Raw genomic sequence first — 18,212 nt, 5'->3', positions numbered from 1 at the left:
GCGTGGCTCCGGAGCGAGAGCCTGCCCGCCGATGGGCGCGTGAGCCTGCGCGGCTGGGAGATCGACGGCCAGGGCGCCGCGCGCCTCGGCCCCCGGCGCCGATCGTCGCGGCCGTGATCCTCGAAACCTCCGATTCCGCGGGTCCGTCGACCACGGCCGCCCCGATCCCCCCAAGTCCCGCGCTCGAGGGAACCGCCACGCCCCTTCGACCGGTCACCGCCGAGCTCTCGAGCGACCTGCCGCCCCCCCCAGGGCACGTCGCCGACCCGATCGTTCCCGACCCCACCGCAACTCCCAGCGAAGGTCGCCCGTAACGCGCCCGCCGCGGCGACCAACCGGGCTGGCTTCCCGCCCGCGCCGACCCCATTCCCCCCTGCCAGCTCTAGCCGATTCCAATGCAAGCTCCCGTAGTGCTCACCAGCCTCACCACGGCCCTCGCCACCATCGCCCTCGCCACGACCGCGGCCGCCGGCCAGGTTTGGGTCGTCGACGGCTCCGCGGCGCCCGGCTTCGACTTCCTCGACATTCAGCCGGCCGTCGATGTGGCTGCGCCGGGTGACGTGGTGCTGATCAGGGGCGGCGACTACGCGACGTTCGCGATCGACGGCAAGGGCCTGTCCGTCCTCGCCGACGCCGATCAGGTGGTCCACGTCGACGGCACCTGGCGGGTCGCGAACCTGCCCGCCGGCCAGCTCGTGGTGCTGCGCGGCCTGCAGACCGGGACCCCGGGCACCCAGGGCCTGTCCGCCTCTTCGTGCGAGGGGAGCCTATGGATCGAGGACTGCACCCTGACCGCGTCCGACGGTCCCCTCACCGGCGTGCTGCCGCTGCACCATGGAATTCGCCTCGACCGCTGCAAGGAAGTCGTCATCGCACGCTGCGAGGCGAGCGGCGGCAACGGCAAGAACTTGGGGAGCTTCGGCTACCCCTTCGGAGGTGGCAGCGGCGTGGACAGTTTCGCCACGAACGTCGCGGTCGTCGACAGCGTCCTGACCGGTGGCCACGGCGCCAGCTCGCCCCTGGGCGAGTCCTGGGACGGGGCAATCGGCGGTCACGGGCTGCGGATGTCGGCCACCCACGCATTGGTGGCCGGGGTCGAGACCCACGGTGGCTACGGCGGTTGGGCCGACGTCGACTACGACACGCTGTTCGGCACCAAGAATTGCGGCTACGGGGGCAACGGCGGCAGCGGCATCTACGTCGAGAGCTACAACCCCGAATTCACCGCCACCTACAGCAGTGTGCTGACCGTGCGCGACCAGGTCTCGACGCCCGGCGGCGGCGGCGGGGCCTGGTGTGCGCCGGCGGGCAGCCCGGGCCAGCCGATCACGCTCACGCCCCAGAAACCCCACTCGGTGACCGAGCTGGCCGGCGACGCGCGGACCTTCTTCGTCAACTCGCCGGTGCGCGGCGGGACCGATGCACGGCTCAACTTCGCGGGCGCGCCGGGCGACCTGGTGCTGGCCGTGGCCTCTGGCGGCGCCACCTGGCTCGACCTCGGCGGTCAGCCGGCGCCCCTGGTGCTGGCGGACGTGCCGATCGTGCTCGGGCCCTGGCAGCTCGATGGGTCCGGCACGACGATCCAGGCGGTCCCGGTCCCGACCCAGGCGATCGGCTTCGGCGGCGCGACCCTGCCCATGCAGGCGGTCGTGCTCGAGGCCGCGTCCGGCGCCCTGACCCTCGCCAGCCCCTCGGCCCTGACCGTGCTCGAGCAGGGCCTGTGACACGTACCGGGTGCGGTGTGCCGCGCCCCGCGACGACGACCGCGGCGCCCGCCTTCGGGCGCCGATCCGACAACCCGGGAGACACCACCATGCGCGCTCGCCCCGCCTCGCCCTGCCTCTGCGCACCGCGCCTCGCACCGCTCCTCGCCTGCGTCGCCCTGGCCCAGGGTGCCGCCGCCGGTCAGGTCTGGATCGTCGACGACGACGGTGGTCCGGGGGTGGACTTCACCGACATCCAGCCGGCCGTCGACGCCTCGGCGAGCGGGGACGTGGTGCTGGTCAAGGGCGGCTTCTACGGCTCGTTCGCGATCGACGGCAAGGGAATGACCGTCGTCGGCGAGTCGGACGAAACGGTCAGGGCCGATGGCGTGTGGCGCGTCGCGAACCTCCCGGCGGGGCAGCTCGTCGTGATCCGTGGCCTGTCGACCGACCAGGCCGAGACATCGGCCTTGGCAGCCATCGACTGCGCCGGGAGCCTGTGGATCGAGGACTGCACCTTGACCGCGGCCCCCGGCCCCCTCGACTTCGGCCTGCCGAGCCACCACGGCGTGCGGTTGACGCACTGTGCCGACGTGGTCATTGCGCGCTGCTCGGCGATCGGTGGCAACGGCACCAACGTCGGGCCCTTCGCCGAGCCCTACAGCGGGGGCGACGGGATCCACGCCATCTCCAGCAACGTAACCGTGCTCGACAGCGTGCTGCGCGGTGGCCACGGGGCCAGCGGTCCCGAGGACGACTGGTGGAGCGGCGGCTGGGGCGGCAACGGGCTGTGGCTGTTCGACTCCACCGCGATCGTTTCGGGGATCGAGACCTACGGCGGGTTCGGCGGCTACGGCGGCGTGGACTACGACCTGTTCACCGGCAAGAACTGCGGCGACGGGGGCAATGGAGGCAACGGCATCCGCCTGGTGGATTGGGACGTGAGCTTCGCCCAGATGGCGCCCAGCATCCTGACGGTGCGCGACCACTTCTCCGCGCCCGGCGGCGGCGGGGGCAGCTTCTGTGGAGTCCCCGGCGCCGTCGGCGTCCACGTGGCCGTGGGCAGCCTGCCCGCCCATCAGGTCTTGGAGCTGGACCACGGCGCGCGCAGCTTCGTGGTGACCTCGCCCGTGCGCGGTGGGACCAATGCGCGGCTGACCTTCAGCGGCGAACCCGGCGATGTGTGCTTGGCCCTGGTGGGGTCCGCCACCGCCTGGTTCGACCTCGGTCTGCAGCCGGCGCCCCTGGTGCTCGCAAGCACCCTCGCCGTGCTCGGCCCCTGGAGCTTGGGCGCCACGGGCTCGACGATCCAAGTGGTCCCCGTGCCCCTGCAGGATCCGACCTTCGGGGGCGGGACCCTGCCCCTGCAAGCCGTGGTGGTCGAGGTCGAGAGCGGTGCGCTGACCCTGGCGCCGCCCTCGGCACTGACGATCCTGAATCAGAGCTTCTGAACTCGCAGCCGGCTCAGCGGCGGCCGGGCCGGCGTGCGTCCGCCGGCTCGGCGCGCAAGAGCTCCAGGGCGCGCTCGAAGACCGGATCGGCGGCGGTGAACGCGGACGGCTCCGGCGCCACGAGCACGTCGGGGGCGATGCCCCGCCCTTCGAAGGGTTGCTTGCGTGCATCGGCCGCCAGCCAGCGGGGTACGGTCGCGGTGATCCCACCAACCAGCTCGAGGGTGCGCGGGTTGCCCGACGAGCCCACCGTGGGCTCGCCCACCAGGGTCGCCCCAGGGCACTCGCCCAGCATCAGCGTGAAGCCCTCGGCGGAGCTCATCACCGCCGGCCCGATCAACACGACCACCGGCGACTGGTAGCACCACTCGCGGGGCTCGAGCACCCGCTCGCTCCAGGGGCCGAGGTCGTCGTGGGCCTCCCCGTCGCGGTAGCGCTGGGTCGCGTAGGTCGTCGGCTCGGTGACGAAGCGGCCGGCCATGGCCTGGGCCAGGGTCTCGTCGCCGCCGCTGTTGAAGCGCAGGTCGAGTACCAAGCCGTGGGTGTCGCCCAACTCCTCGAGTGCGCGGTCGAAGTGCTCGACCAGGTCGGCCGTGTCCAGGGCCGAGACACTCACATAGCCGAAGTCGTCCGCGGTCCGGCTCCAGTTGATCCCGCGCCGCGGCTGGGTCATCGGCTCGAGCGCCGCCATGACCGCCTTGAAGTTCGCGTTGTAGCGCAGGGCCGGCAGCTCGTGCGGCACCAGCTCGCCGCCGACCTTGACCCAAGCGTGGCGATCCTCGAGGGGCGCGACGAGGGCGCTCAGCACACAGCCCAGCTCCCAGACGGTCTCGCACTGCGCTGCGATCGGTCGAAAGCGCTCGCGCTGGGCGCTCCAGTCCACGTCGCGCAGCCCGAACATCGCGTACTCGCGGTCGAAGGCCACCCACAGCTCGTCGAACGCCGCCGCCGCATCGGCGGGATCGACCGGCGCGGCGACCGGCAGGGCCATGGTGTCGAAGGCGGGCAGGTACTCGACGTCGCCGCCGCCCTGGACCATGTAGAAGCGTCGCGGCCCCTCCAGGGTCTCGCAGTCGAGGACCACGGTTCCCCGCGCCGGAACCACGGGCATGCCCTGCATCGCCCAAGAGTTGGCCTGCTTGGCCATCGCCAGGCGTACGGCGGAGCGAAAGCGCCAGTCGTCGTCGCCGGCGGGGAGTGCCTCGCCCGCGACCAGTGCGCCCAGCTCCGCCGGGTGGAAGCGCATGAAGATCGAGCGCACGTGCTCTCCGGCGCCGGGCAGCTCGCCCGCGATCGCGCCGGGCTCGTCCGGCTCGAGCACCGCCCACAGGGGACCGTCCGGGTGGACGCCGACGGTGACCAGGCCCGGGCCGGTCTCGACCACCAGGCGCTCGCCGCGCTCGAAGCGGAAGCCGGCAACACGGTGGACGTGCTGCGGACCGGTGCTCCAGCCCATCGGAACAGGCGGCTGGGTCGGCTCCAGATCGCTGGGATAGAGCTCGGCGAGGCCCTGCGACGGGGGCTCCGATTGGGCGTTGGACGACCCCGCGTTCAGTAAGGAGCAGGCGAGGGTCAGGGCGACGGTCAGACGACGGGGCGCGGGGTTCATGGCGCGGGCGATGTTCGCCAGAGCCGCCGCGCCACGCCACCCCTTGCGCACCGCTATCCTGCCCGCCCGTGCAAATCATCCTCGCCAGCACCTCGCCCTACCGCCGCGCCCTGCTCGAGCGCCTGGGTCTCGAGTTCGACTGTGTCGCGCCCGACGTGGACGAGGACGCCTACAAGTCCCGCGGCCTCGAGCCGCGCGAGCTGGCCCAGACACTGGCCCGGGCCAAGGCGGCGTCGGTGGCCGAGCTGTACCCCGAGGCCGTGGTGATCGGCTCCGATCAGGTCTGCGCCCTGGACTCCGAGGTCCTCTCGAAGCCCGGCAGCCCCGCGCGGGCCGCCGCCCAACTCGAACGCCTGGCGGGCCGCACCCACCGGTTGGTCACCGCCGTCGCGATCCAGCGCGGAGGCGAGCGCCGCGCCTGGACTGACGTGGCGACGCTGACCATGCGTGCCCTCACCCGCGCGGCGATCGAGCGCTACGTTGCCGTCGACGACCCTGTTGACTGCGCCGGCGCCTACAAGCTGGAGCAGCGCGGCATCGCGCTGTTCGAGCAGATCGCCTGCGACGACCACAGCGCGATCACCGGCCTGCCCTTGATTGCCACGGTTCGAATCCTGGGTGATTTCGGGATCGACCTGCCCTGAGGCGGGGACGCACCTGGTCCGTTCGCGGGCCAATTCGGGGGCTCCTGCGGGGCTCCTGCGGGGCTTCGGCGCTGCCCGTGCGACGTTCGAAAGCCTCGGGTGAGCGCCCCAAGAACCACCGCGGGCCCCCGCCCGCCCACCAGGGGTGACGAACAGCAACGGCGCGGGTTACACCGAAGCCGTCGAATCCGCGCAGCCCGTATGCTGGCGCCGTGAACTTCGACAACTTCGAGACCGGCGCCGAGCTCTCTCGCGAGGAGTTCGACCAGCGCACGCCGGACCTGCGCGTCGAACTCCTCAACCTGCAGTTCGATCTGCGCTCGGCCGACTTCGCCGTGCTGATCCTGATCATGGGCGACGATCGTCGCGCCTGCGAAGAACTGACCGATCGCATGCACGAGTGGTTCGACCCGCGCGGCCTCGACACCGAGGCCTTCCTCGACGAACGCGAGGAGGAACTGGGTCGACCGCTCTTCTGGCGCTACTGGCGCGCGTTGCCGCCCAAGGGTCGGATCGGGATCCACCTGGGCGGATGGGCGTACCACGCCGTGGCCGAGCGGATCTTGACCAAGGGTGGCAAGCGGCGCTTCGCGCGGCGCTGCGAGCACGCTCGCGCCTTCGAGTGCGTGCTGACGGCCAGTGGCATGTCGATCGTCAAGGTCTGGCTGCACAGCTCGACCAAGGCCTTGGAGAAGCAACTCGACCGTGCCGACAAGAACACCCACGGCTGGCGCGCCCGGGAGTACGACCGGACGATCCTCGAGCACCACGGGAAGATCGAGAAGTACGGCGAGCATCTGATCGAGGGCACCGAGAGCGACTGGGCGCCCTGGCTCGTGGTCGAGAGCACCGACAAGCGCCACCGCGACATGGTCGTCTTCGAACACCTGCGCGACCGGCTCGCCGGTCGCTTGGCCGGCGCCGTGCCCGCACCCTTCGACCCGCCGCTCGAGGCCCATGCGTCGGAGCCCGCCTCGCCCCTGCGTCAGTTGGACATGGGTGTCACCGCCGATCCGGCCGAGTACGAGAAGGAGCTGCCGAGGCTCCAGAGGCGGCTCTCGGACCTTGCCCGTGAGGCCCGCGACAAGGGCGTCTCGACGGTGCTGGTCTTCGAGGGCATGGACGCCGCCGGCAAGGGTGGTGCGATCCGCCGGCTGGTGCGCGGCGTCTCGGCCGCCCTCTATCGGGTCACGCCGATCTCCGCGCCGACCGAGGTCGAGCGCGCGCACCCCTACCTCTGGTGCTTCTGGCGACAGATGCCGCGAGCGGGCGAGATCGCCATCTTCGATCGCTCCTGGTACGGCCGGGTGCTGGTGGAGCGCGTGGAGGGCTTCGCCACGCAGGCAGAATGGACCCGCGCCTTCGGGGAGCTGCGCGATTTCGAGGCCCAGATGACCGAGCACGGCACGGTCGTCGCGAAGTTCTGGCTGCAGATCGACACCGACGAGCAACTGCGCCGCTTCGAGGCACGGGAGCACACGCCCTACAAGAAGTACAAGATCACCGACGACGACTACCGCAATCGCGGGCGTTGGGACGAGTACGTCGCCGCCGTCGACGAGATGCTGCTGCGAACGGACGCCAAGCACGCACCCTGGCACCTGATCGCCGCCAACGACAAGCACCACGCGCGCCTCGAGGTCCTGCGAGCCGTGTGCAAGGCCCTCGAGGCCAAGCTCTGAAGTCCCTGTCGCGCATTCGACCGAGCGGGCCAACAGCGAGTTGTCGTCGTAGAGCTCTCGGCGATCAACCTGCGTCAGTCAGTTCGCGACGATCACAGTCGAGCCGTCTTCCGCGATGGCGACTTCCCGCTCGGTCGACTCGCCGTCGACCCAGCTCTCGAGGAGCGCCGATCCCGGCAGAGCGGCGAAGGACAGGCTCCCGCCGCTGGCGACGATCTGCTGGGCCGTGGTCGACAATCTCCAACTCCAGCCCCCGCCCGCATCGCCGAACAGGCGCAGCCCCCTCGCGTCCTCGGCAGCGACGACGTCGAGGCGCGCGGCAACTGGCTCGACGAAGAGCTCGAGATCGCCCCGCGGCTCGGTGTCGATACGCAGCGACCGGGTCAGTCCCAGGGCCCCGTCGGCCGAGGACACGGTGACCTTGAACACGCCGGCCCGTGGGGCGACGAGCTCGAAGGTCCCATCCACGTCGACCTGCGCGCGATTGCTCCAGTAGTCGCCATAGGGGTAGGCCTCGCGATCCGCGGCCATGGACACCGACAGGGCGGAGCTGGGCCATCCTGCGACGCTCACCACGCCGCGAACTTCGCGCTGGCGGCGCGACGGGGCTCGCAGGTCCAAGATCCGCCGCTCCCCCGACTCCAGCTGCAGCTCGGGCGTAGCCAACTCGGTCGTCGTGGGCCAAGTCGAGCTGGAACGACCGGGTTCGCGATCGAGCACCACCACGGCGTAGGCCCCGGCGGGCAAGCCCTCGATCCGGTAGCGACCATCACGATCGGTACGGCCCGTCCAGCCCCCGAAGTCCGCTCTGGCGACGCCCACCACAACGCCTCGCAGCGCCTGTCCGGTCTCATCGACGACCCGGCCTTCGAGGGTTGCGCCCGACTCGAGATGTAGGTCGAGGCCCTCGACCTTCCAGCGCTCCTCCAGCCCGTCGAGACGGCGCGCCACCGGCGGCCTGCCAGCAGGGACCGCCTGGACCACGAAGTCTCCTGGCGCTTCGGGGACCAGGACGAAGCGGCCCTGCTCGTCCGTCATCGCGCTGCTTTCGATCGGGTACAGCAGCGGGAAGCCGGCGTCCAATGTCAGCCAGCCTGGGTCCGTCGCCGCCCTCAGATCGACTCGCACCCCCTCGACGGGCTCGCCCTGGTCGAGCACGCGACCGCGCACGATCGGGAGCGGCTCGAGCACGACCTCCAGCGGATTCGCGATGTCGCTGGCGAGCACCTCGCCGACGTTCTGCGTGGCGTAGCCGAAGGCGCGGATCCGCAGCATCATCGGGCCCCAGTCGTCGCCCGGTATCTCGATCGTCTGGGTCCCCTCGACCTTCGAAACGCCTGCGAGACCGATCGCCCCGGGCAGGCCCACCGAGACCTCGCCCGACACGGGCGCGCCTTCTGGATCCGAGAGCCGAATCGTCAACGGCTGTCGTGCCAGCGGCTCCATCACGACCCGCCGCAGGTCGGCGCTGGCTGCGAGGCCGGTCCACTCGATCGAAGCGAACTCGCCGCGGACCTCGGTCACACGCACCGACGTCGCGGGGCGTTCGCGGGGCACCTGCACGAAGTCCACCCGACCCTCGGTGTCGACCGACGTCGTCCAGGCGACCCCATCGATCTCGATGCGAACCTCGGCAGCTTCGATCGGCTCGCCAGCGCCGTCGACGACCTGGAACCGCCAGCCCAGGTCGGCGCCGGGCTCGGGGAGGGCAACGACCACTTGCTCGATGGCGAGGCCCACCTCGCCGACGCCGATTGTCGGCGAACAGCCCCAAGTGCCCGTTCCGCGCCGGGCCCAGACCTGGACGAGGGCCAGGGGCGGCGCCCAGAGCTCGAACGCGCCCGCGCCGCTGAGCTGGTCCGCTCGATCGAGCTCCACTCGACGCTCGACGGCGCGATCCTCAGCGCCGTCGGCCGTGACGGCGGTCAACACAACTGTCACCCCCGCGGCCCCCGCCTCACCCAGGCCGACGACAGACCCGCGGATCGGCACACCGGGCTCGACCACGATCGAGCCCAGGTCGACCTCGACTCCCGGCTCGAGGGTCGCCTCGATGGAGCCGAAGGCCGCGTCGCCATTGCGCGCGACGATGCGGACCTCCGTCGGTCGCTGGATCAAGGTCGAGGTGAGAGTCGCCTCGCCGGCCGCATCCGTCGTCGCCCGATGACCGGCGTTGAGCCGCTCGAACTCGGCGCGCGCGGCCGGCTCCAGGGAGGCCGGATCGATCGACAGGAGCGTCGCCCGCGCCTCGACCGTGGCGCCCGCAATCGGCCGGTCGCGCTGATCGACCACCCGCAAGTGGGCCACGGTCAAGCTGGACGACGACGGCCCCCCGGCCACGATCGCCGGCCGCGTCGTCGCGGATACGGCTGCAACCTCGTCTCCGATCGGACGACGCGCGGCCACGCCGCCGCCGGCGGCGAGAAGCGCGGTCGACGTCGAGGCCGTGTCCGTGGCGACCAGGGCGTGAGCGGAGGGCATTGGCAGCTCCGGGTCGTCTCCCTGCACAGTCCCGGTCGCCAGCATCGCCGCCGTCGATGCGACCGTCAGTGCCATGAGGCCCGCGGCCAACCACAGCGGCAACCCCGCGATGGTCGCCAGTCGAATCGGTCCCGCCGCCAAGGGAGCGAGCGCCCGGACCCAGGTTCCACGGTCGCCGTGATGATCGGCGTCGAGCTTCCCACGCAGCCGCTCGAGGGCCTGTCCATGGCGCCAGCGAACCGTCCCGGGCGGCAGACCCAGTCGCCGCGCCACCTCGGCCAATCGGTGACCTTCGACGTAGTGCAGCACGACCACGTCGCGCTCGGGCGCCGGCAGCGCACGCACCAGGGCCGCGATGCGCTCGCACAGCTCGGCCCGCGCGGCCAGGTCATCGGTGGACTCCGTGGCTTCGCCGCTCCGCTGCGCAACCGCGGTCTCGCGGGCCTGCAGCCGTCCGGCTCGGCGGGCACGCTGTCGCCCGGCATTGCGGAGCACCGTCGCCAACCACGGCCGCGCCGGTCGATCCGCCCCGGGCGGACGACGCAGGGCGGCGAGCCAAGTTTCCTGCACCAGGTCCTCGGCTTCGCCGCCATCGCGAACGAGGTCACGGGCAGCGCGGCGCAGCCAGGCCCCCTGCTCGAGCAGGGCTTCGATCGGGATCGTGTGGGTGTCGCTCATCGCACCCGGGGCATGCCGCCAGCCGCGGAGCGTTGGTGAAAACTCGCTTCGATCGGTGCTTCGCTGCGTTCCAAAGCGGCACGCGGACGCTCGAGAACCACCGCGGGCCCCCGCCCGCCCACCAGGGGGGACGAACGGGGCCTCGCGAGGTTACGTATATCGGGCAGAATCTGCGCCCCGATGGCCCAGTACGACGGAACCGAGGCGAGGGAAACCATGGGCCGTCGAGACTCCTCGGGCGGCTTCGAGGGCAACCTCGCGCGGCTCGCCTGGTTCGAGGGCTCGCGCAACGCGCTGTTCTGGCTGCCGAGCTTCTTCCTGTTGTTCGAGAGTCGACTGCCGGTGGACCGGGTGCTGGTCCTGGCCTCGATCTACTACGCGGCCAGCGTCGCCCTGGAGGTGCCTTCGGGCTACCTCTCCGACCGGGTCGGACGACGGATCACCCTCGTGGTGGGGGCGGCGATGCAGGCCGTTGGCTGCTTCGCCGTAGCCGGCGCGGACTCCTTCGCGGTCTTCGCCGTGGGGCAGGCCTGCCTGGCCGGGGCCAACGCCTTCGTTTCGGGGACCGACACGTCACTGCTGTTCGAGAGCCTGCGAGCTGCGCGGCGCGAGCACGAGTTGGCGGCTCAGGAGGCACGTATCCAGCGCATCGGCCTCGTGGCCCTGGGGCTGGCCGCCCTGTCCGGCGGGGTTCTGGCCAGCATCGACCTGCGTCTGCCCCACGCCATGACCGGCGTGGCGTCGGTGGTCGCGCTGGTCCTGGCGCTGGGCTTGCGCGAGCCGCCGCGCCTCGTGCGCCGTGCCGCGGAGCGCGAGCTGCACCTCTCCACCTGGGGCCTGATGCTCGGGCACCTGCGCCAACCGGCCCTGCGTTGGATCCTGGCCTTCGCGGTCGCGTCGATGGTCTTCAACCACGTGCCCTTCGAGTTCCTGCAGCCCTACCTGGCGGCAGTGGCCGCGCGCGAGGGAGCGGACGTCTCCATGAGCGCGCCGCTGCTCGCGGGCCTGGCGCTGGGTACGACGATGCTGGTGGCCGCCCTCGCCAGCCGCTTCGTGCTTCGGTTGCGCGCCAGGCTCGGCGATGCGGGCACCCTGCTCGCGGCCGAGGCCCTCCAGTGCCTGGTCATCTCGACCCTGGCCGTGGCCGTGCACCCGGTGCTCGCGTTCGTGCTCGTCCTGCGCAGCGTGCCCCAGGCCCTCTCCCAACCGGTCGTGCGCGCGATCGTCCATCCGCGCGTGGACGGGTCGGTGCGGGCGACTTGGCTCTCGTTCCAGAGCCTCGTGGGTCGCCTGGTCTACTCCGGCGCCCTGGCCCTGGCCGCTGGCTCGACCGGTGGCCTGGCCCACTTGGGCGCAGCTAGCCTCACCGGCCTCTTGCGCGGCTTCGCTGGTACCGCGGTGGCCACCCTGGCGCTGATGCTTCTGACCCGGCCGCGCGAGCTGCGCCGCGCGCCGTTAGATTGACCCACCCCGCGCGTCCCCGCGCACTCGCCGCCACGCCTTGACCCCACTCCCCATGAAGCGTCGCGACTTCCTCGCCGCCGCCGCCGCCGCAGCGCCCCTCGCCGGTGCCTCCCTCGCTGCCGCGCCCGCGATCCACGCGGGCCCGCGCCTGACCTCGGCCGACGCGCCCTTCAAGCTGGCCTATGCCCCCCACGGGGGGATGTTCCAGAACCTCGCCGGCGGCGACGTGGTCGATCAGATCGCCTTCGCCCACGACCAGGGCTTCCGCGCCTGGGAGGACAACGGCATGGCCGGTCGCGACGTGGCCGAGCAGGAGCGCATCGCCCGCGCCCTGGCCGACCGCGGCATGCAGATGGGCGTGTTCGTCGCCAACTTCGGCACCGCCTTCGGCAAGCGCAGCTTCTCGACCGCCTCGCCGGAACACGTGGAGAGCTTCCTGGCCGACCTGCAGGTGTCCGTGGAGTGCGCAGCCAGGGTCAACGCCACGTGGATGACGATCGTGCTCGGCGACCTGGAGCCGCGGCTCGAGCGCGACTTCCAGCACGCCAACGCGATCGAGATGCTCAAGCGCGGCGCCGAGATCTTCGAGCCCCACGGTCTGGTAATGGTGATGGAGCCCCTCAACCCCTGGTCCGACCACCCGGGGATGCTGCTCTCGAAGATCTCCCAGGCCTACATGCTCTGCAAGGCAGTGGGCTCGCCGGCGGTGAAGACGCTGTTCGACATCTACCACCAGCAGATCACCGAGGGGAACCTGATCCCGAACATCAGGAAGGCCTGGGACGAGATCGCCTACTTCCAGATCGGCGACAACCCCGGCCGCAACGAGCCGGGCACGGGCGAGATCAACTACCGCATCGTCTTCAAGGAGATCCACGCGCGCGGGTACACGGGCGTGTTGGGAATGGAGCACGGCATCAGCCGCGGCGGCGCGGAGGGTGAGCAGGCCTTGATCCAGGCCTACCGGCACGCGGACGACTTCTGATTCGCGGTGCGGTTGGGTAGGCGTTCGTACGGTGCCACGTTCGTACGGTGCCAGGCACAAGACCGCCGCCTACCCAACGCTACCCTCGCGAGCCCGCGCTCAGCCTGCGCTCAACTCACCGCGCAGGTCGACGCCGATCAGCCGGCGCACCTCGTCCAGCTCCAGGCCGCGGTTGAGCAGGTAGTGCAGCTTCGCGAGGGCGGCTTCGGGCGTCATGTCCACGCCGCTGACGACGCCCGCCGAGGCCAGGGCCTCCCCGGTCGCGTAACCCGATAGGTCGACCCTCCCGCGCAGGCATTGGGTCACGACGACGACCACGATCCCGCGCTCGCAACCGGCCCGCAGCACGTCGAGGAACTGCTGGTCGTGCTTGGGTCCGTTGCCGACGCCGAACGCCTCGAGCACCAGTCCCTCGAGCGGCGCCGAGAGCATGTTCTCCAGCACGCTGGCCCGCAGGCCCGGGAACAAGCGCAGGGCGCCCACGTGAGGGCCGCCGATGGCCTGCACCCGCAACGTCGCCCCTGACTCCGGCCGCCGCACGCGCGACTGATCGATCTCGATTCGGCTGCCGATGTGCCCGAGGGGCGGGAAGTTGGGCGAGGCGAACGCCGCCAGGCCGCTGGCGTCGACCTTGCGCGCGCGGCAGCCGCGCATCAACGCATCGCCGAAGCACAGGGTCACCTCCGGCACCGCGTGGTTGGCCGCGACCTCGAGCGCCGTGATCAGGTTGTTGCGCGCGTCGTTGCGGGTCTCGCACAGGGGGATCTGCGAGCCGGTCAACACCACCGGTTTGGCCAGGCCCTCGAGCATGAAAGACAGGGCCGAGGCGGTGTACGCCATCGTGTCCGTGCCGTGCACCACCACGAAGCCGTCGTAGTCGTCGTAGTGAGCCTGGACGTCCCGCGCGATCCGCAGCCAGTCGTCCGGCGACATGTCCGCCGAATCGAGCAGCGGCGAGTACTCGACCACGTCGAAGGCTGGCATCTGCGGCGCGAGCAGCTCGGGCATCTGCCGCATCTGCGCCTCGAAGAAACCCGCGGCGGGCGCGAAGCCCTGGGGGCCCTCGCGCATTCCGATGGTGCCGCCGGTGTAGGCGATGTAGATCCGCTTCCCGGACATGGACCGAAGAGCCTCCCACGGGGGCCCGGCCCGAACAACACTGCTGTCGGGCCGAGCTTGCGGACCCACGCCGGCCCCAGGGTCGTTAGATTCGGCCCCCCCACGCGCCCCAACGCCGTCATCCCATCGCCGCACGTGATCCGCAACCGCCCCTCGCTCCCCGCCCTGTTCGTCGCCGGCCTGATGTCCGTCGCCGGCTGCGCGAGTCCGACCATCGACGCCAGTGCCGGTCCCCAGGCGACCACCGCCCGGCCCGTCCCCGTGGCCCTCGACGAGGAGCCGGAACCCTTCACGGTGGTCGTTCCCGGCAGCAACGGCGCCAGCATCGAGTTCCTGCCCCTGCCGCCGGCCAAGCCGGGTGACGCCACGGTCTGGCTCGCTCGCACCGAGCTCACCTGGGACTGCTACGGGCCGTGGCTGTTCCGCTTCGACGTGCCCGAGGAGCGCCGCCCCCAGGTCGACGTGGCCTCGCGCCCGACCAAGCCCTACGGCGCCGTCGACCGTGGCTTCGGCTACGAGGGGCATCCGGTGATCGGCATGACCGCGCCGGCGGCGACCAAGTACCCCGTCTGGCTGGCCGAGGTCGCCGGGGGCGAGTACCGGCTGCCGACCGAGGCCGAGTGGGAGCGCGCCTGCCTGGCCGGCGGCGACCCCCTGGCCGCGGGCTTGCAGTCGGTGGCCTGGACCTTCGACGACGCCCTCGATCGCACCCACCCGGTGGCCTCCAAGGCGCCCAACGCCTGGGGCTTCTACGACATGCTCGGCAACGTCGGGGAGTGGTGCACGACCGCCGAGGGTGGCTTCGTCCTGCGCGGCGGCTCGTTCAACGACTTCGCCAGCGAGGTCGCGCCCGGTCTGCGCCAGTTCCAGACCCCGGCCTGGAACCGCACCGACCCTCAACAGCCCAAGAGCACCTGGTGGCTGTCCGACGGACCGTTCGTCGGCATGCGCCTGGTGTGCGTGAAGCCCCCGCCGCCGGCCCCGGCCGACGACACCGCACCTTCCCCCCGAACCGACGAGCAGACCCCATGACGCGCTCCCCGATCCACCGTCGCACGCTCCTCAAGTCCACCGCCGCAGGCGCGGCGACCCTGCCCCTGTCGCACTTCGCCTTTGCCGCGCCGCGCGAGACCCTGCGGGTGGGCGTGGTCGGCTGCGGCGGGCGCGGCACGGGCGCCGCCTTCGACTGCATCAACTCGTCCGAGGGCGTCGAGGTCTACGCCCTCGGTGACCTGTTCGAGCAGCGCGTGAACGACGCCAAGGCTCGTCTGGCCGAGCACGGCAACGCGATCGCGGACGAGCGCTGCTTCACGGGTTGGGACGCCTTCGAGCGGGTCATGGACGCCGGCGTGGACGTGGTCATCCTGGCCACGCCGCCCCACTTCCGCCCACGGATGCTGCGCGCAGCGGTCGAGCGCGGGCTGCACGTCTTCATGGAGAAGCCCGTGGCCGTGGACGGTCCCGGCGTGCGCTCGGTGATCGAGTCGGGCGAGATGGCCAAGCTCAAGGGCCTGGCGATCGTCTCCGGCACACAACGCCGCCACCAGGCCAGCTACCTGGCGACGATGCAGCGCATCCACGACGGCGAGATCGGCGACATCGTCGGCGGCCAGTGCTGGTGGAACCAGGGCTCCCTGTGGATGCACCCGCGCCAGGCGGAGTGGAGCGACATGGAGTGGCAGCTGCGCAACTGGCTGTACTTCACCTGGCTCTCGGGCGACCACATCTGCGAGCAGCACATCCACAACATCGACGTGATGAACTGGGCCCTGGGCTCGACGCCGGTGAGTTGCGTCGGCTTGGGCGGTCGTCAGGTGCGCACCGACCCGGCCTACGGCCAGATCTTCGATCACTTCAGCATCGAGTTCGAGTACCCCGGCGGCGTGCTGATCCAGAGCTCCTGCCGGCAGATCGACAACACGGCCAGTCGCGTCGGCGAGCGCGTCGTGGGCACCAAGGGCGTCGCCGATCCGGGTGGGACGATCCGCGGCGCGACCAACTGGCGCTATGACGGCGACGGCATCAGCCCCTACCAGCAGGAGCACGCCGACCTGATCGCGAGCATCCGCGCGGGCGAGCCGCTGAACGAGGCCAAGCGCGTGGCCGAGTCGACCCTGTCCGCGATCATGGGCCGCATGTCGACCTACACCGGCAAGAAGATCACCTTCGAGCAGGCCCTGAACTCGACCGAGGACCTCTCGCCGCCGGCCTACGAGTTCGGCGACCTGGCGGTGGCTCCGGTGCCGATGCCCGGGCTGACCCAGTTCTCCTGAGGGAACGGGCTCTTGCCTGGGTAGGCGTTCGTCAGGCGGCGGTTTTGTGCCCGGCACCTGACGCACGTCTACCCAGGCGCGGGAAAGCGTTTCCCGCCCCCTCAAGGATCCCCGGGTGCTCGTCGAAGGGACCGTCGGAGCGCTCCAAACCGGAGCAACACCCCCCGATGGACTCTTCGATGACGATGGACCCCAAGCGCGACGCGATGGACCGGGCCCTGGCGGCCAGCCGACTTCAGAAGGCTTGGATCGCCGGTGACCGCGCCAGCGGGCTCGATGCCCTGCGCGAACTCTATGCACCCGGACTGCGGGCAGTGCTGAACCTCGGCGACGAGTCGGCACGGCGCGCGCTGCGCACGACCCTCGAGGTCGCCACCAGCGCGGTGCTCCAGTTCTGGTTCGGCGAGAGTGCCGCGGGCGCCTGGCGCGAGCTGCTGCTCGAGGGCCCGAATGGCCTGGCCGTCCCCGGCCTGGCCGGCAACGCCGCGCTCTTGCGACTGGCGGGCTCGGCCGTGGTCGACACCCCGGGCAGCGCCCTCGATCCGGCCCTGTTCGCCCAGGCACCCCTCGATCGCCAGGCCCGCAGCTTGGCGCACGTGTGCCTGTTGACCGACGCCAACTCCCCCATCGACTACGCGGGGCTGCACCAGGCCTGCGCGCCGGAGCTGCGCGGCTTCCTGGCCAGTTGGCTCTTGGCCTCGTACCTCGCGAGCCCCGAACACCAACTCGACGCGTCCGCGCTCGAGAACCAACGCATCGCCCGCGACGCCTTCGCTCGCGTCCACGGCTGCGACGCGCCCCCGATCGGCGCCCAGATCGGCTTCACCTCCCTGGCCTACCGCGCGGCCCTCGACGAGTCCTCGCCGCGGGCCTTCGTAGAGGCGCTCGATCGCAGCGTGATCGGTCCGGCCCTCGCCGCCGCCGGCTTCGCGCCGAATGGATCGTCGAGCCACGGCGCGGACGTCGCCGTGATGCTCGAAGCCGCCGGTGCCGGTGGCAAGATCGATCGCCGCACCGGCCGCGTCACCGAGAGCCTGCGTGGCGCCGGCGCGCGCGGCGTGATCGCCTCGGAGGACGTGGAGCGCTCGTACAAGAACCTCCCCGACGGTTGGCGCTCGGAGTCGACCGACGTGCTCGGGCTGCCCGCTGCGAGCAGCTTCCAGGGGCTGGCGGCCAGCGCCGCCGCGATCCGCGCCGAGAACCTCGACGCCCTGGTCTACCCCCACGTCTCCCTCGGCATCGCCAACCGCTGGCTCGCCGGCCAACGCCTGGCGCGGGTGCAGATCAGCCTCGGCGCCGACGGCATGACCAGCGGCTCGAGTCAGATGGACTACATCGTCGTCGGCGAGGACCTCGTCGGTGACGGCTCGGAATTCAGCGAGCAGGTGATCACGGTGCCCGGCCTCGGGCTCGACATCACCGCCCCGCCCACCCCGCGCGAGCCGCGCGAGAGGGCGCTCGACGCCGAGCAGGTGCTGCTCATGTCGACCGCGACCCACGACAAGCTCTGCGGTCCGGTGCTCGACGCCTGGAACGAGATCCTGAAGCGCTCCGGCGGCCGCGCCATCCTGCACTTCTTCCCCAGCGTGGACGACTCCAGTGCCCACCGCATCGAGCCGCACCTGGCCGCGCACTTCGAGGAGGGCAGCGACGCGCTGCTGGTGCCGTTCATCGATCGCCAGGAGCTCACCGACCTGTTGGTCGAAGGCGACCTCTACCTCGACACCTACCCCTACGGCGGGTTGGGCGCGCTGGTTGAAGCCCTCTGCGCCGGCATGCCGGTGGTCACGATCGAGGGCGACTGCGCTCGCAACCGAGTCGGCGCGGCGATCCTGCGTCGCCTGGGCCTGCCCGAGGGCCTGATCGCGAAGAGCCTGGCCGAGTACGTCGAGGTGGCCAGCGCGCTCGTCGCCGACGCGTCCCTGCGGATCCAACTGCGGGCGAACCTGACGCGCGAGCGGGTGCTCGCGGCCCTGATCGATCCCGAGCTGCCCCGAAACGTGGGCGACGCCATCGCCCTCGCGCGCCAGCTCGGCCCGCGCCAGTCCGCCCCCGGTGCTCCGCTGCGCTGCGCCGACGCGGCCGCCGCGGCGCAGGCCCCACGCCTCGCGAGCTGACCGAAC

At 71.4% G+C, this 18,212-nt stretch carries 12 protein-coding genes; 9 read left to right on the top strand and 3 right to left on the bottom strand.

What is annotated here, in order from left to right; genetic code table 11:
* Positions 1–395 precede the first annotated feature (395 nt).
* Together Pla133_RS02990 and Pla133_RS02985 are read left to right on the top strand one after the other, a co-directional pair.
* Positions 396–1,724, top strand: a complete 1,329-nt coding sequence (locus Pla133_RS02990; protein ID WP_145062289.1) for a right-handed parallel beta-helix repeat-containing protein — start codon at positions 396–398, stop codon at positions 1,722–1,724.
* An 89-nt stretch (positions 1,725–1,813) separates the two neighbouring features.
* Positions 1,814–3,154, top strand: a complete 1,341-nt coding sequence (locus tag Pla133_RS02985) for a right-handed parallel beta-helix repeat-containing protein (RefSeq protein WP_145062287.1) — start codon at positions 1,814–1,816, stop codon at positions 3,152–3,154.
* A 13-nt stretch (positions 3,155–3,167) separates the two neighbouring features.
* On the opposite strand, the gene Pla133_RS02980 is transcribed toward Pla133_RS02985, so the two are convergent.
* Entirely contained in the window at positions 3,168–4,763 is a 1,596-nt protein-coding gene (locus tag Pla133_RS02980; RefSeq protein ID WP_145062285.1) for a S41 family peptidase, read from the bottom strand.
* Positions 4,764–4,831: 68 nt separating this feature from the next.
* Here Pla133_RS02980 and Pla133_RS02975 point away from each other — a divergent pair, with 68 nt between their 5' ends.
* Entirely contained in the window at positions 4,832–5,407 is a 576-nt protein-coding gene (locus Pla133_RS02975; RefSeq protein ID WP_145062283.1) for a Maf family protein, read from the top strand.
* 212 nt (positions 5,408–5,619) lie between these two features.
* Positions 5,620–7,089 (top strand): polyphosphate:AMP phosphotransferase, encoded by a 1,470-nt coding sequence (gene pap / locus Pla133_RS02970; protein ID WP_145062281.1) that lies wholly within the window; start codon positions 5,620–5,622, stop codon positions 7,087–7,089.
* Between the two features lie 78 nt (positions 7,090–7,167).
* Here the strand turns inward: pap and Pla133_RS02965 are convergent, their stop codons facing one another.
* Positions 7,168–10,248, bottom strand: coding sequence for a sigma-70 family RNA polymerase sigma factor (locus Pla133_RS02965; RefSeq protein ID WP_145062279.1), 3,081 nt, complete (start codon positions 10,246–10,248; stop codon positions 7,168–7,170).
* A gap of 216 nt (positions 10,249–10,464) precedes the next feature.
* Here Pla133_RS02965 and Pla133_RS02960 point away from each other — a divergent pair, with 216 nt between their 5' ends.
* Together Pla133_RS02960 and Pla133_RS02955 are read left to right on the top strand one after the other, a co-directional pair.
* Positions 10,465–11,712: an MFS transporter gene (locus tag Pla133_RS02960; RefSeq protein WP_419192067.1), complete on the top strand. Its 1,248-nt coding sequence runs from the start codon at positions 10,465–10,467 to the stop codon at positions 11,710–11,712.
* 52 nt (positions 11,713–11,764) lie between these two features.
* On the top strand, positions 11,765–12,697 hold the full coding sequence (locus Pla133_RS02955) for a hydroxypyruvate isomerase family protein (protein ID WP_145062275.1): 933 nt from the start codon (positions 11,765–11,767) through the stop codon (positions 12,695–12,697).
* A gap of 99 nt (positions 12,698–12,796) precedes the next feature.
* On the opposite strand, the gene ansA is transcribed toward Pla133_RS02955, so the two are convergent.
* Complete coding sequence (ansA, locus tag Pla133_RS02950) at positions 12,797–13,816, bottom strand: asparaginase (protein ID WP_145062272.1); 1,020 nt, start codon at positions 13,814–13,816, stop codon at positions 12,797–12,799.
* A gap of 135 nt (positions 13,817–13,951) precedes the next feature.
* Here ansA and Pla133_RS02945 point away from each other — a divergent pair, with 135 nt between their 5' ends.
* The 3 genes from Pla133_RS02945 to Pla133_RS02935 all read left to right on the top strand — a co-directional run bounded on the left by Pla133_RS02945 (position 13,952) and on the right by Pla133_RS02935 (position 18,206).
* Positions 13,952–14,848 (top strand): formylglycine-generating enzyme family protein, encoded by an 897-nt coding sequence (locus Pla133_RS02945; protein WP_145062270.1) that lies wholly within the window; start codon positions 13,952–13,954, stop codon positions 14,846–14,848.
* Positions 14,845–16,089 carry a Gfo/Idh/MocA family protein gene (locus Pla133_RS02940; protein WP_145062268.1) on the top strand — a complete coding sequence of 415 codons (1,245 nt, stop codon included), beginning with the start codon at positions 14,845–14,847 and terminating at the stop codon, positions 16,087–16,089. The genes Pla133_RS02945 and Pla133_RS02940 overlap by 4 nt, the downstream gene beginning before the upstream one ends.
* Positions 16,090–16,256: 167 nt before the next feature.
* Positions 16,257–18,206, top strand: coding sequence for an O-linked N-acetylglucosamine transferase family protein (locus tag Pla133_RS02935; RefSeq protein ID WP_145062266.1), 1,950 nt, complete (start codon positions 16,257–16,259; stop codon positions 18,204–18,206).
* The last annotated feature ends 6 nt before the right edge of the window (positions 18,207–18,212 follow it).

The sequence above is a fragment of the Engelhardtia mirabilis genome (assembly GCF_007748095.1).
GTDB lineage: Bacteria > Planctomycetota > UBA1135 > UBA1135.
Note: the sequence above shows the minus strand (reverse complement) of the source record. Positions and strands in the feature narration are given on the sequence as shown.